This window comes from Dyadobacter arcticus, assembly GCF_011762185.1.
GTDB lineage: Bacteria > Bacteroidota > Bacteroidia > Cytophagales > Spirosomataceae > Dyadobacter > Dyadobacter arcticus.
The window spans coordinates 1,081,320-1,096,812 of record NZ_JAASQJ010000002.1 but is presented as its reverse complement, the minus strand read 5'-3'; the positions used below and the strand labels follow the sequence as shown (position 1 = coordinate 1,096,812).

Below are 15,493 nucleotides of genomic sequence, written 5' to 3'. Positions count from 1 at the left end.
AAAAAGCCGCTTTCACGAGCGGCTTTTTTTGTTCAAACAACGCTCTTCCTATTCCGGCTGCAACCCCTTCTCCTTCCACCATTCCGGAAAAATTTGCTCCGCTATTAAGTTTACTTTCTGGCCAATTAGCGGCGTAACGAGTGGCACACCTTGTTTTTTTGCTTCGGCGGAGGCTCTTTGGATAGGTTCGTTCCAGTCGTGGAGGGCGAGGGAGAATTTGGCCCAATGGACCGGCATTAATTTTTTGGCTTTCAGTTCTTTGGCGGCAGTTACCGTTTCTTCGGGCATCATGTGAATGTATTTCCAGGCCTCATTGTACTGGCCACATTCCAGCAATGCCAAGTCAAAAGGACCGTATCGTTCACCAATCTTTTTGAAATGACTATCATAACCTGAGTCGCCTCCAATAAAAATTTTCAGCGATGGAGTTTGCAATACCATCGACACCCAAAGTGCTTTATTTCTGCTAAACTGCCTACCAGAAAAGTGGCGCGCCGGAGTAGCAGTTACCTTGAAGCCATTTCCAAGATCGACCGTCTCATTCCAATCTTTTTCGACGATCAAAGACGGATCATAACCCCAATATTCGAAATGCTCGCCGGTTCCCAGGCCAGTAACTATCATTTTTACTTTTGGTTTAAGCTTTAAAATGGTTTCGTAATCCAAATGGTCATAATGATCGTGAGATAGCAGGAGATAATCGATGTCCGGAAAATCCGCAACGGTATAAACGTCGGTTCCCTTGAAGCTTGGTGTGATAAAACTGGCAGGCGATGCGCTGCCGCTGAAAACGGGGTCGACGAGAAATTTTTTCCCGTCAATCTGCATGAAATAAGAGGAATGCCCAAACCAGACCAAGACATTCTCGTCGGGATTTAAATGCAGCAAATCTGTCTTTTGCGATGGAATCGGTGCTCCCGGGATATTATACTTGCTTTTGCCAAAGAAAAATTTGATTATCACATTGAGGTAGCTCGATCCCTCAGCCAGATCAGGTGTAAAGCTTTCATTTTGAAATTTTTCATCGCGGTAATTTGGCGATTGTTTAATTCTTTCCAAACGTACGCCAGAAGGCTGTCTTCCAAATTGCGGCTGGCGCATAAACAAAACAACACCGATAATCAGCAGTGCCAGTATTACAAAAAATATCATAAGGATTTTTTTAAGTCTTTTCATTGTAGGAGGAACATCATGATTTCAAGAGTTTTCCATGCCATGATTCCTGGCCGGAATTTCAATATTCTTTAATTCTGTTCCAAATGATTGCGGCTGACACTTTGGCTTCCCAGCGATATGATTCTCCGCCAGGCTACCAAAGAATTGTCGTTTAATGCGTCTGATCGTCACTTATTATGTTTATTTTTAAGTCTGCATAACGCTCATAAGAATTTCTGTAATAAGCGAATTGGTCGATTCGAATCAGTTTGAATTGCATTCTTGCCTTTCTTTATCAAGCTCAACCTTCGTCTATAAGAATGTGGTCAGGTAAGTCGTTGTGCGGGCGTTTTTGTCATGAAGTGCTAATATGCCTGGTTTTTATTTGCGGGATTTTAGGTAATGCATTGTCTTGTCAGGCTCAGGAACCAGGCATGCTCACCCCGGACATCATTTCCAGTAAGGATGGGCTGCCTCAGGCGTTTGTGCCGGACATTCTTCAAGATCGGCAGGGGTTTATCTGGATGGCTACCCGGGACGGACTTTGCCGGTATGATGGCAGCCGTCTTAAAATTTTTCAGCCTAAACCACAGGGGAAACCGTCGCTATCTTTCACAGGTGTTATCAAAATAATTCTTGACAACAAAGGGAAGATTTGGATATTAACCGAACAAGGCTCTATTGACGTCTTTAATCCCCATACCGAAGAGTTTGATAACATATCCCGTCGCCCACTTTTTGTAAAGCATTTAAAAGGCAATTTTAACAATCAGATGTTCTCGGACAGCCGCGGTCGCATTTGGGGGGCGAGTTTTTTCAAAGGCATCACCAGCTTTGATACGAATACTGAGCGCGTTAATTCGTATCCATTCAGTGAAGCTGAGACGAAGCTATTTTCCGAACATCCGAATATTTCAATAACAGAACTGAATGGCCGGATTTGGATGACGACTTCATGGGCTCTCTCCGTTTTTGATGAACAAAGAAAAAAATTTGTCGCATATCCACAGAAATTGCCGGTCGGACCAAATGCGCTGGAATTCCTGCAGATCCGGAAAGCAACGGGCGAACTTATGATTGGGACAAAGGATTCATTTATCTTATTAAACCCGAAAACAAATAAGATCAGAGAGTACCTCCTTCCTGGAAAAGTTGATAGCGGCACTTCCTACCTTGTCGCAGACCAATCGGGTAATGTTTATTGCTCGAATAATCGTCTTCTCTTTAAATTCTCAGAAGCGGGAGGATTGCAGGTCCTTGCGGATTTTAGTAAAGAGAAATGGGATTGCAGAAGCCTGTTCATGGATCGTTCGGATGTCTTGTGGATGGGTACAAACGGTGCGGGGGTAAGAAAGTTTAATTTACGGAAGGGAGCATTTCAGATATTTGAATACAAAAAAGATTTTGCCCATGACTTGATTAGCACATGGAGCAAAATACCCGGAAATCCTCAACCTTCGGCTGGATCACGGTTTACAGGTTATCAGTTTCGTTATTGTATTGACAAAATAAGAGAAAGCACCTGGTACACCTACGGGGGAACAGAACAGGCCGTTTACAAACTTGATCACAAATCCAACACAATAAGTGTTTTCAGGTTACCCGTCCGACTTCTCTCTCAGGAAAGGGTTTACCCCATTACAGTCGACCCGGCTGGTCACGTTTTCGTTTTACAAGGAACCGATATTTTACAGTTTTCCGATTCGCTAGGCCAATTTGACCGTGTTGCCTATAAATTGGACGCTGCGATTCTTGGAAACCTCTTTCAAATGGTTTCTGACAGCGAACATTTTTGGTTTATCAGTTGGGAGAAAGGCTTAGTCCGTTACAATCGAAAAACCGGTGGATCACGTCTTTTTGCAAGCCAGCCAAACAATCCAAAGTCGCTAAGCAGTAACACGCTGTTTTGCCTTTCCAATGATCCGCTTGACGCGAACAGACTTTGGGTGGGAACATTCGGAAGCGGGTTATGTGCTTTTGACAAACGAACCGGAGAGAGCCAGCGAATTACAGCGGATCAGGGCTTGCCCAATAATGTAATCTACTCTGCCATTCCTGATGGGTTAGGGAATATTTGGATCGGGACCAATAAAGGCCTTGCCCGGATGAACCATAAGACATTAAAAATCCGGACTTATACGGTTGACGACGGCATTATGTCCGATGAATTCAACCGCTATCATTACATCCAGTTTCCTAACGGATACATTGTAATGGGCGGGATTACTGGTTTCACAGGATTTGATCCGCAAAAGTTGAAAGACGATAATTTTAATCCACTGGTAGAACTCGTTTCTTTGGAAATCAACAATAAAGTGGTTTCTGAAGACGAAAGCAGGATAAGTCATTTGCCAGTGCATTTGTTAAAAGAACTGCGTCTGCCTTATGACCAAAACTTTCTGACTTTCGACTTTGCTGCCCTGCAATACAATGAGCCCCGCCGAAACCGGTATCGATACCGATTGGATGGTGTTGATGAAGGATGGATTGAAAGTGACCTGGCCAGGGCCGTTTATACTGATCTAAGGCCGGGAACATATACATTAAAGCTCAATGCTTCCAATACCTCCGGAATCTGGAGTCCTCATTTTCGGCTTTTAAATATCACAATCAAACCACCTGTTTGGGCGACCTGGTGGGCTTATGTAATTTATACAGTAACAATCGCGGGAATTATTCTGTGGATATTCAGGATCTACGTGCACCGTATGAAAATGAACCAGCTCATGTTGCTGAAACAAGCGGAAACAGAGCAACTCAGGGCGGCTGATGAGATGAAAACGCGATTCTTTTCCAACATTACCCATGAATTCAGGACGCCGCTGACGTTGATCATGGCGCCAGCTGAGCAATTGAAAATGAAATTGAAAGATCAGGAAGATCAACGGAAACTGACCTCTATAAACCGCAATGCAAATCAGTTACTGGAATTAATTAATCAGTTGCTCGACCTTTCCAAATTGGAAGCCGGTGCGTTGCCAGTTATGGAAATCCGAGGTGAACTTGCGCCATTTGTGAAGCAAACATTCGATTTGTTTGAACAACCGGCTCAGGATAAGGGAATTGAGTTGTTTTTTGAAAATGTAAATATTACCGGAGATTACTTATTTGATGCAGATAAGATTGAAAGGATCATTCATAATATCGTTTACAATGCGCTTAAATTTACTAAGAGGGATGGTCGAATTGCGTTAACTATTGAGCAGCAGGAAACTTCCGTGCTGATGAAAATTAGTGATACCGGCATTGGGATCGAATCGCAAAAGCTGCCTTCTATTTTTGACCGCTTTTACCAAGCCGATGAGCCAGGAACCCGGCAGCAGCAGGGAACAGGAATCGGCCTAGCGTTGGTGAAGGAAATTATAGACCTGCTAAAAGGGAATATTTCCGTCGAGAGTGAATTAGGGAAAGGTACTTCATTCAGCATTTATCTTCCGTTAACACGTGTCGCCGCAACCACGGCAGAGCCAGTGGCGGTACGCGAAGAGGAATTGGTTGTTGAAAAGTCTGAAAATCAAGAGATCAGGATACTGATCGTTGAGGATAACCCTGAACTTTCCAGCTATATCTCGACGAGCCTGCCGACATCTCACAAAATATCTTTTGCTTACGACGGTCAGGAAGGTTTGGAGAAAGCCCTGGAAGAATTGCCAGACCTTATTATCAGCGATGTGATGATGCCAAAAATGGACGGGCTCACATTGTGCGGCAGATTAAAGGATGATATTCGTACGGGCCATATTCCTGTGATTTTATTAACTGCAAGAACTACTTTCGAAGATCGGATCGCAGGATTGGAACAAGGCGCCGACGAGTATCTTGCTAAGCCATTTAAAGTAGTTGAATTACAGCTGCGGGTCAGGAATCTGCTGGAGAGTAAACGCAGACAACGCGAATGGGTACATTCGGACATTTCTTCATTGAAGGAAAGTATTGTACCAAAACCTTCCCCGGATCCATTCCTTCGCGAGCTGTACGAATTGATGGACCTGCATTTGGATGATTCCACTTTTGGGGTAGAACAGCTTTCCGAACGCATGCGGATCAGCCGGATTCATTTATACCGGAAAATTAAATCCCTAACGGGCTTCACTGCTACCGAATTTCTGAGAAACTACCGTTTGAAACAGGCAGTTGGTTTCCTCAAATCAGGATATCCGGTCAGCGAGGCCGGCTATATGGTCGGGTTTGAAACGCCATCATACTTTACCAAATGCTTCCGAGACCTTTTTCAAGTAACCCCCACAGAATTTTTGATCCAAAAAATGTCCGAAAACTGAGTTTTCAGGCCTTTTTTCATCGATGTAACATATGTGATAGTCGTATGTAACATCTGAAACATCCGTAGCAAAGCCTTGAGATTAGTTTTGGCTTGTTGATCAACAAAGCCTGAAAGCACACGCACATATTGTGAAGTGTCTGCTTCATTATTTACTCAAACATCTCTAATCTCAGCTTGTTATGAAAAAGATCTCCTTAGCATCTCTATTATTTTTATGCGCATTCGTTGGGCCCAGGTATGCCCCAACCCGGACAATGTCCGGCAACGATTTCATAGTTAATTTAAATTGCTCTGGTCCCGGCTGCGTGGATCCTTTGCTTGTCTTTCCAACTCCAGACGCTGTTTCAGGAGCCTACCCAAGTCCGCTGACCCCGAACGAACAGGCGGGCATTTATGTGCCTGGCAATCCCGCACTAAGAGGGTACGACCAAAGTTACAGCGTGATTGTAGGTGGTAACTATTCGGTTTCTTCCAACGGTGGCCGCGAAGTTGAGGGGAGGGTTGCCATCGGTGGTAATCTGATTATCGACAACATTGGTTACGGTATGTCACAGTCCGGAGGAGGAACATTTGTGGTTGGCGATGGAGGTAGTACTTTCCCGGTTGCTGTTCAGGGATCAGTCTCAGGTTCAGGCACATTGGGTGTGGGATTCAATAAAGGAGGTAGTTATATTGTGCGCTCAGGCGGGCCAAACACTGTGGCTTCATCTGGTGGCAGCGCTGGCCAATCCAAATCGCAGAATCAGGGAACATCCGGTGTCAACATATCGACGATCATTGCCGATATGAAATCGTACAGCAAAATCATGTGCTCGGCGATCCCAACAGGTGTAGCCAGTGGTGCAGGTTTTGTGGGCACCAACGCTACAAATGAAGTTTTCACAGTAAATAACAGTTCACTAATCGGAAATCTGTCATTCACAAATATCGCCCCGGGTGCAACAGTGCTAGTGAATATCGAAGGATCTGGTAGTTTAGACGTAAACTGGACGGCACGGATTGGCAGGACCGCGGAATCTGGGACGGCAGATGCTGATGCGACGGTTTACAATGTCATTTTCAATTTTTGCGACGCTACAAATGTTTCGTTCAACAACTCATTTATTGGAACAGTGCTTATTCCAAATGGCGGCGCGGAAATTAAGCAATCATTTGACGGACGTATATACGCTTCCGGTAACCTGGTGCATTCAGGGGAATCGTCTGAAATACACAATTATCCGTTTATAGGAGACTTAACCCCGTATACTCCCTCAACCTTGCCTGTGACATTAATGTCTTTTCAGGCGGTGGCTGGAATAGATGGTGTGGATTTGAAATGGGCTACCCAATCGGAGGTCGACTTCAGTCATTTTGAGATTCAGCACAGTAATAATGCCAGAAACTGGGAAAAAATTGGGGAAGAGTTAGCAGAAGGTAATGGTAAAACTGAAAATAAGCTGTACACTTTCACCCACACTTCGCCTGAGCCGGGAGCACAGTATTATCGCTTGAAAATGGTGGATCTGGACGGTTCCTTCGAATTTTCAAGGGTGCAAAATGCTTTTGTAGATGGTAATGCCAGACTAGTTGTGTCCCCCAATCCTGCGTCTTCACAATTCGCCATTACAGGCCTGTATAATCCTGAAAAACAATTCGTTCATGTCAAGATCTTTAATGCCGCCGGAAAGCTTTTACAAGCATTTAGCAGAAGTGCGGATCAACTCGAATTCCCTGTTTCGAAGAGCTGGCCGAAAGGGATGTTAGTCATTCAGGTGGGCGTTGGGGGAGGCGCCGAGAAGTCGATGAAGCTGTTGAATCAATGAAGGTATTTTTTAGATTCAAATATCCTAATGCAAAGAAATTACTGATTTGTAAATAATCATATCAGTTGAGTCGAGAGTTCAATCAGCCAATCCATGTTATTTGGGTTGGCTGATTCGTTTCCGATCAGGCTAGCGGCACCAGTAGCTTTCTAATCCAATCGATTGATTGCCAAACCTTAAAATAACTCAGATCTGTCGGGAAATAATTCACATTTGCTATTGATGGGACGTCTCTGTTATTTCTTAATTCTAACTATCCCCGATCATGAAAAAAATCACATGGCTACTCGTAGTACTCAATTTGTGCAGTATTGCGACTTATTCACAGGATACCATTATCACGGTGTTATCAAAAAACCACATGAAAACGTTCTTGCCCGAAAGAAACACCTTTGTGGGAACCGGTTGGCTGGATATCCTCGAAAAAGTGAAAAAATCGAATTATGTATTAATTGGTGAAGACCATTTAATGAATGAAGTTCCGCAGTTCTGCTCTGCCCTTTTGAACGAAACCAAATTCGACAATTTCTTTTGTGAAATTGACCCGTTTTCAGCATCCATAATCGAAACAAGATTGAAAAGTCAATCGGATAAAGAGTGGAACGAGTTTATCCTGGCATATGGGAACACATTTTCATTTTATGCCATGAAACCGGAATTGGATCTCTTCAAACAATTGGTGAAGGACAAAACAAAAATTTTCGGGACGGATCAGATCCTAATCGTTGCCGACCGGCTGATTTGCAATGAGTGGAAAACAAAAACGAAAAATGCAGCAGCAGCTGCTATTTACGCCGAAATCGAAAATCAATCAAAAACGCATTTTGATCGGTTTCGGAAAGATCCCAGTCAGCCATTCTACATGCTAACCTCTGATTTTGAGAAAAATATTTCAGCACTTTCGGCATTACAACTGAGCAAAGAGGAAGTGAATGTGATAGACAAGCTGAAACTTACCGCCAGAATCTATAAAGAGCAAAATCACCATTTGCGAATTCAATTAATGAAAGAGCAGTTAATGCAGGAATACGAGAATTGGGCCGATAAAAAGAGCCTGTTTAAATATGGCGCGATTCATATGCCCAAGGGACAAAGCCTGATGGACATTTACGATCTAGGTAACCTAATCAACAATGTTGCCGACAGCCGCTTTCAAAAATCCCTTCACATCATGATCATCGGAAAGTCCGGGTCGCAGGCTTCACCTTTCGAAGGTTTTCCAGCCTCTCCGATTGATCAGGAAAGCGACGACCTGAAAACCTTGAAACCATTCTTCAAAATCGAAAGCGGAGAAAACTGGCAATGCTTCGATTTGGGGTCAATGAATGTAGAAATGAAGAAAGCAAAGATTAACCCTCAGAGTACCAGAATGTCGCAGATACTGGAAGGATATGATTTGCTGGTCATTATACCGACTGCTACGCCCGCCAAGTTCGCCTTCTGAGTATCAGCTCGGATACAAAATATTTCTTCTGTATTTTTGATTAGAAACCTTTAATACACTTCTGATCTGTTATGAAGATATTTTCGCTACTTTTCCTGCTCCTGGCAGGTTCTTTTTTGTCGAATGCCCAAAATGCACCTGCGATCGATACGGGTTTTGTGAGAAGTAACTATCTCAAAACAGAACAGTACATTACCATGCGGGACGGCGTGAAGCTTTTCACCACCATTTACACACCAAAAGATTCGTCCCAGACATATCCCATTCTGATGCAGCGCACCCCATATTCGGTGAGGCCATATGGTGCTAACAATTACAGACGCAGCCTGGGGCCAAATACGATACTTATGCGGGAGAAGTACATTTTTGTTTATCAGGATGCCCGCGGTAGGTATAAAAGCGAAGGAGAATTCAGGGAGATGACTCCTGCAATAGATAATAAGAAAAGTAAAAAGGACGTCGACGAGTCCAGCGATACCTACGACACCATTGAATGGCTTTTGAAAAACACCAAAAACAATGGTAAGGTCGGGCAGTCCGGTATTTCTTTCCCGGGTTACTATTCCTCAGCCGCACTGCCCGACGCGCATCCTGCACTGGTGGCGGTCTCTCCTCAGGCACCCATGTCCGATGAATTCATCGGAGATGACTGCTACCACAATGGTGCATTCTTCCTAATGGACAATTTTGCCTTTTACAGTGGGTTTGACGGGCCAAAAAGTGCTGACGGACAGAATTATAAGTCGCATTTTAATGCTGATTTCAGCGATGCTTACCAATATTTTCTCGATTTTGGCCCGTTGAAAAAAACCAATGCAGCGCCTTATTTTGCGGATGAGAAAAGTATATGGCGACAAACTACTGCACATCCGATCTACGATGAATTCTGGCAATCGCGGAATATCAAAAATCATTTGAAAAACATCAAACCTGCGGTTTTGATCGTAGGAGGGTGGTTTGATGCGGAGGATTTGTACGGTGCATTGAAAACTTACGCTGCCATTGAAAAGCAAACGCCTGGGAACAATAACAGATTGGTTATGGGGCCCTGGACGCACGGTGGCTGGGCAGCCGCTACTTGGAAATCATTTGCGCAATATCAGTTTGGTGCGGATGTGAACAAGTATTATCAGGAGGAGATCGAGACCAAATTCTTTAATTTTTATCTTAAAGGAAAAGGCAGCTTTGATCAGTCCGAAATCACTGTTTTTGAAACAGGGACTAACAAATGGAAAAATTATGATGTTTGGCCTCCCAAAAATAGCCTGCCCACCGCCTATTATCTAGGTCCCAAAGGCACATTGTCGACCACCAAGCCAACTTTCGCTAAAAGTACGTCGGAATACGAGAGTGATCCTGCGAAGCCTGTTCCTTATACCAATGTCATCAGCGGAAACAGAAACAATGAGTATATGGCCGAGGATCAGCGATTTGCGTCCAGAAGACCGGATGTTCTGAGCTTCCAGGGCGATTCGCTTTCCGAAGACGTAACATTAACCGGCGAAATTGTTGCCAACTTAATGGTATCGATGACTGGTTCCGATGCAGATTTCATTGTGAAGGTCATTGATGTGTGGCCGTCCAATACCGCAGTTCCGGCAGCAAAAGAAGGAGAACGTCCTGTACAAATGGGCGGATATCAGCAAATGGTCCGTGCGGAGGTTTTAAGAGGAAAATTCAGGAACAGTTTTTCCAAACCGGAGCCTTTCGCGAAAGATAAAATTGAAAAAGTTACGGTCAGGCTTAATGAAGTCGCCCATACTTTTAAGAAAGGCCACCGCATCATGGTACAGGTACAAAGCAGCTGGTTTCCATTGGTTGACAGGAATCCGCAGAAATTCATCAATATTTTTGAAGCTACTGAAGAAGATTTTCAAAAGGCAAAAATCACCATTCACCACGACTCGAAAAACAGCAGCAGCTTTCTTTTGCCAGTTCTCAAATAGCGCCGTTTTATTCACCTGTTTTTAATTCCCTTCCGCTTTTTGTATTCCTGGTAGCGTTCGTTATATTCCTTCAACTCAGCTTCTTTAAAGCTTTTTTCATAGCGCTCCGGAAGTTTCAGCCGTTCCTGCATTTCCAACTTATCAGACAATTCGACGAGTGTATTGCTTCCGTTTTTGTCTTTTGCCAGGTCAAAGGCATCGTAGAGGTCACCATTTACCGTGAATGCTTTAAAGGAAAGTTTATCCTGATTAATTGTGATCGCCTGATATAACTGGGTATCTGACGCCGCACGGTCCATCCAGTTTTGCAGACCTATATCATACATTTTCGGGCCGCTGACCGAAACCACGTAAATGGGGCCGTCCGGTTTTTTCCGGCTTTGACCAAGAGGCATATTAATCCCTCTTCCATAAGTGTGGTCATGGCCCTGAAGAACAAGATCAACCTTATATTTTTTGTATATCGGCTCCATTTTCTCCCGCCACTCGTCGTTATCCCTGCCTTGTTTGGTAGAATAAATGGGGTGATGGTGGACAACGACAGTCCAGCGGTTTGTGTTTTCGGAAGCTACTTTTTCAAACCATTCGGCCTGCATGTCACGCGAACTTTTGCTCGAAGTGGCTTCCTCGGAGTTGAGAAAGATGAACCGACTTCCTTGGTAATCAATGTAATAGGTGGTTTCCAGCAAATCTTCCGGCCCGTTCTCCGGTAATGCAAATTGCGGTCTCCAATGTTTGGAAACTTTTTCCTTTTGGCCTTCCCGATAATATTCATGGTTTCCTGGTGCCGCAAGATTAGGTACCATACCATTCACCCAACCACCGGCCTCGAACCATTCGCCCCATTGGTAATCACTGTTGGAATTGTTGATCAGGTCACCGGCGTGGATCATGAAATTAGCTTTGGGCAGGGTAGAATACGCGCCTCGAATGGTACGCGACCAAAGCGCCCGGATGTCATTCTGGGCATCGCCAAAGTAAAGAAAAGACAATGGTGTCGGCTTATCTGACGCAGTTTTAAAGTGAAACCATTCACTCCATTGTGTACCATTACCGACCCTGTAGACATATTGAGTTTCCGGTTTAAGGTCGGTAAAGTTCACTTCATGATAAATTACCGATCGCTCTTCCAATTTGGTGGGTTGGCTTAATGCCTTCACAATGATCGCTTTATCTTGAAAATCAGGAGATGCGTCAGCTTCGTCGATTGCAGCGACGGCATTGGTTACAGTAGAATCTGTGCGCCAGTTCACAGCCTGTGAAGTGGCTGGGTTACCCTTGTAACCCAATATAACCCGGTCCGGAAACTGAGACGGCGGATACGTTTTGTTTTGCTGTGAGTAGAGAGGAAAGCAGCAGGATAGTAAAAAACCTGCGAGATATTGAAAAAATAATCGGCGACCGCGGTACATAATTTCTTGAAAAGTTCAGACAATGATAATACCCATTTTACTAATAATCCGACTATTGGCTGTTTAGTTTGTGTTAAGAAAAAGGCTCTTAATTTTGTAGTACAATCTTCATTCGCTTTGCAAAAGAAAACGCTTCTCATTACTCCCCCTTTTACCCAGCTTAATACGCCGTACCCAGCCACTGCATATCTTAAAGGATATTTGAATACACTGGGAAGGGAGTCGTATCAGGCTGATCTGGGTATTGAGGTGATTGTGGAATTGTTCTCTTCCGACGGTCTGGGAAGACTTTTTGCCGATCTGGATAATGCAGATATTGAATTGACTGATAACAGCTTTCGCATTTACTCGCTGAAAGAGGATTACATCAGCACCATTGACCCGGTTATCCGATTTCTGAAAAACATTAATCCCACCCTTGCACACAGCATTTGTGACCGCAGCTACCTACCCGAGGCCGGCCGATTTTCGCAATTGGAGGATATGGATTGGGCATTCGGAACGATGGGGATACATGATAAAGCCCGCCATTTTGCGACATTATATCTCGAAGATTTGGGCGATCTGATCCAGGAAGCAGTCGATCCGCATTTTGGATTTAGCAGATATGCGGAACGCCTGGGACGCTCGGCGACAAGTTTTGATGAAATGGAGAAGGCATTGGAGGCGCCAGTTACGCTGTTGACTCAGATATTAACAGCTGTGCTGGAAAGAAAAATTCAGGAAAACCATCCGGACTTAGTTTGCATTTCAGTACCATTTCCCGGAAATCTCTATGGCGGGTTCAAATGCGGACAATACCTAAAAAAGCATTATCCACACATCAAAATTGTAATGGGCGGCGGTTTTGCGAATACAGAACTTCGGTCGTTAAAAGAACCACGTGTTTTTAATTACATCGATTTCGTTTGTCTGGACGACGGCGAGGCGCCGTTGCTTTCACTACTCGAATATCTGGACGGACAAAGGGAAATTGCACAGCTGAAGCGGGTTTATTCCCGCGTGAACGGTGAGGTTGTGTACCATAATGGCGCAAAGGAAAAGGACGTACCGCAGCGGGACACCGGAACGCCGGATTACAGCGATCTTCTTTTGCACGATTATCTGTCCGTCATTGAAATTGTCAATCCCATGCACAGGTTATGGAGCGATGGACGGTGGAATAAGCTGACATTAGCCCATGGATGTTATTGGGGAAAATGCTCATTCTGTGATATTTCCCTAGATTACATTCGCCGATATGAACCAATGACAGCGGCTTTGCTTTGCGACAGAATTGAGGAAATTATAGCGCAAACGCAGCAGAATGGTTTTCATTTTGTGGATGAAGCGGCACCTCCTGCATTGCTGAGAGACCTGGCACTGGAAATAATCCGCCGCAAAATAACCGTGGTGTGGTGGACGAATATTCGATTTGAAAAGAACTTCACCCATGATCTCTGCATCCTGCTGAAAGCTTCGGGTTGCATTGCAATTTCCGGTGGCCTGGAAGTGGCATCCGATCGGTTGTTGGAGAAGATGAAAAAGGGCGTAACCGTCGCACAGGTGGCGAAAGTGGCAGATGGTTTCACGCAGGCCGGCATTATGGTGCATGCTTATCTGATGTATGGTTTTCCAACACAAACTGCCCAGGAAACCATCGATTCACTGGAAATGGTCCGGCAATTGTTTCAGGCAGGTATTGTGCAGTCGGGGTTTTGGCATCGGTTTGCAATGACCGCCCACAGTCCTGTTGGTTTGCATCCGGCGGAATTTGATGTAATGCGTTTAGGGCCTGATACAGGCAAATTTGCCAACAATGACCTGGAACATCGGGATCCGTTAGGCACTGATCATGACCGTTTTGCAGACGGATTGCGCAAATCATTATTCAATTACATGCACGGAGTTTGTCTTGATTTCCCGCATTCCAGATGGTTTGATTTCAAAGTACCTCCTACATCCATCCCGCCATCCTATATCGAAAAAAGCATTCAGGATATCCCTGATCTGAATAGTCGGCCTAATGCGGTTATGATATGGCTGGGAAGTTTGCCTGAGATGTCCATTTTTCAAGAGCAAAAAGGTAGTTTAGTTCTTGAAGTAGCCGAGCTGGTCTTTTTTAGCAAAAGGAGAGAATGGGCCATTGAAGCCAATTTGGCAATAGGGAAATGGCTCAGGGAAATATTTCCAAGGTTACTTGTCGCCAATCAGGAACCTTACCTTTTTGAACAATTGAAAAAAGATTTCGAACAGGCTGGTTTAGGAAGTTTTGATGCGTGGACTGCTTCGGAAACATGGCAGGAGCTAAGAAACGGAGGTCTTCTTGTTATTTGACACTACATCGTCAACACTTCAAATTTTTCGAGATTGTCATCAAAAGCGGTGAAAATGGCTGGATATCCAATGTCTATGTTGCCGATTTGTTTGTCAAGCCGTAAGGCGGTTGCGGGACGTATGGTCGCCATTTCAATTGCTTCCTGCAACGGAATTCCCACAATTTGAACTGCGTTTCGTACTGCATCTGGCAGCGAAATGGTTGCCCCTGCCAGATTTCCGTCCGAGTTGGTATAGCGACCGTCTTTGAGATAAGCATCAAATTCCCCCCATTTAAATTCAGTTACTTTTTCTCCTAGGAACAAAGCATCGGAAATCAAAAACAGCTTATCTTTTTTGATCTTATAGGCGACACTGGCGGCTCCGAAATCGCAGTGGATACCGTCGATAATAATGGGGGCATAAACAGATGCTATATCAAAAGTAGCACCTACCAGGCCAGGTGCTCGATGGCCAAAGGCGGACATTGCATTGTATAAGTGCGTTACGAGGCCTATTCCCTGGGAAAATGCTTTCACCGCTTCCTCATATGTAGCATTGGAATGACCAGCTGAAACGGTAATTCCGGAATCCAGAAGCATCTGAATCTGATCTTCCGTAAACATTTCGGGGGCTATGGTGATCAGTTTGATGACATCTTTGCCATAACGGATAATCTCTTCCAGCTCTGAATTGATAGGTTTACGTACATATTCAGTAAGATGAGCGCCTCTTTTTATGGGATTAAGAAAAGGGCCTTCCAGATGCATCCCTGGTACACCCGCTTCTGGATTTTTAGAAATATAGTTCCTGGTCGCCTCAATGCCTTTTAAGATATTGTCCAGCGGAGAAGTTATGAGCGTGGGGAGTACGTAGGCAGTTCCAGATTTTACACTCGCCTGATAAATATCATCAATGGTCTCTTCGTCGGCCCTTTCAGTAAAATAATATTTTTCACCGCCATTGATATGGCTATCAAAAAGGCCGGGAGCCAGGTTCGATACCCTTGAAATGGATCCGATAGACGAGGCTTCCACATATTCCATTGCGGCTATCTGACCGTCCAGGACTTGAATAAGCTGATTTTTAAGAACTTCTTTTCCCGTAAAAACCCGATCGGCAAATAGCTGTGACGACATAATTCATTTGAATAT

General features: G+C 44.3%; 8 protein-coding genes. 5 read left to right on the top strand and 3 right to left on the bottom strand.

The features are described 5' to 3' along the window. Positions 1-48: 48 nt before the first annotated feature. Positions 49-1,152 (bottom strand): MBL fold metallo-hydrolase, encoded by a 1,104-nt coding sequence (locus FHS68_RS12390; RefSeq protein WP_167270417.1) that lies wholly within the window; start codon positions 1,150-1,152, stop codon positions 49-51. A 323-nt stretch (positions 1,153-1,475) separates the two neighbouring features. Between FHS68_RS12390 and FHS68_RS12385 the strand changes: the two genes are divergently transcribed. From FHS68_RS12385 to FHS68_RS12370, 4 genes are all read left to right on the top strand, one after another. After that, on the top strand, positions 1,476-5,435 hold the full coding sequence (locus FHS68_RS12385) for a hybrid sensor histidine kinase/response regulator transcription factor (RefSeq protein WP_167270415.1): 3,960 nt from the start codon (positions 1,476-1,478) through the stop codon (positions 5,433-5,435). Positions 5,436-5,616: 181 nt separating this feature from the next. Further along, positions 5,617-7,242, top strand: coding sequence for a choice-of-anchor A family protein (locus FHS68_RS12380; protein ID WP_167270413.1), 1,626 nt, complete (start codon positions 5,617-5,619; stop codon positions 7,240-7,242). A gap of 265 nt (positions 7,243-7,507) precedes the next feature. Then, positions 7,508-8,686 (top strand): hypothetical protein, encoded by a 1,179-nt coding sequence (locus FHS68_RS12375; RefSeq protein ID WP_167270411.1) that lies wholly within the window; start codon positions 7,508-7,510, stop codon positions 8,684-8,686. Positions 8,687-8,757: 71 nt separating this feature from the next. Then, the gene (locus FHS68_RS12370; RefSeq protein WP_167270409.1) at positions 8,758-10,632 is read left to right on the top strand and encodes a CocE/NonD family hydrolase; all 1,875 of its coding nucleotides are present in this window, start codon (positions 8,758-8,760) and stop codon (positions 10,630-10,632) included. 11 nt (positions 10,633-10,643) lie between these two features. Here FHS68_RS12370 and FHS68_RS12365 read toward each other — a convergent pair whose 3' ends face one another. Then, complete coding sequence (locus FHS68_RS12365) at positions 10,644-12,044, bottom strand: purple acid phosphatase family protein (protein ID WP_167270407.1); 1,401 nt, start codon at positions 12,042-12,044, stop codon at positions 10,644-10,646. A 117-nt stretch (positions 12,045-12,161) separates the two neighbouring features. Between FHS68_RS12365 and FHS68_RS12360 the strand changes: the two genes are divergently transcribed. Next, positions 12,162-14,360 (top strand): B12-binding domain-containing radical SAM protein, encoded by a 2,199-nt coding sequence (locus FHS68_RS12360; protein ID WP_167270405.1) that lies wholly within the window; start codon positions 12,162-12,164, stop codon positions 14,358-14,360. A gap of 2 nt (positions 14,361-14,362) precedes the next feature. Here the strand turns inward: FHS68_RS12360 and nagA are convergent, their stop codons facing one another. Further along, positions 14,363-15,478, bottom strand: a complete 1,116-nt coding sequence (nagA, locus tag FHS68_RS12355) for an N-acetylglucosamine-6-phosphate deacetylase (protein ID WP_167270403.1) — start codon at positions 15,476-15,478, stop codon at positions 14,363-14,365. Positions 15,479-15,493: the final 15 nt, after the last annotated feature.

Excerpts from the sequence above, each read along its gene's own strand:
- FHS68_RS12370 (WP_167270409.1), top strand. The coding sequence starts at position 8,758 with ATGAAGATATTTTCGCTACTTTTCCTGCTCCTGGCAGGTTCTTTTTTG.
- FHS68_RS12380 (WP_167270413.1), top strand. The coding sequence starts at position 5,617 with ATGAAAAAGATCTCCTTAGCATCTCTATTATTTTTATGCGCATTCGTT.
- FHS68_RS12365 (WP_167270407.1), bottom strand. The coding sequence starts at position 12,044 with ATGTACCGCGGTCGCCGATTATTTTTTCAATATCTCGCAGGTTTTTTA.
- FHS68_RS12375 (WP_167270411.1), top strand. The coding sequence starts at position 7,508 with ATGAAAAAAATCACATGGCTACTCGTAGTACTCAATTTGTGCAGTATT.
- nagA (WP_167270403.1), bottom strand. The coding sequence starts at position 15,478 with ATGTCGTCACAGCTATTTGCCGATCGGGTTTTTACGGGAAAAGAAGTT.
- FHS68_RS12385 (WP_167270415.1), top strand. The coding sequence starts at position 1,476 with ATGTGGTCAGGTAAGTCGTTGTGCGGGCGTTTTTGTCATGAAGTGCTA.
- FHS68_RS12390 (WP_167270417.1), bottom strand. The coding sequence starts at position 1,152 with ATGATATTTTTTGTAATACTGGCACTGCTGATTATCGGTGTTGTTTTG.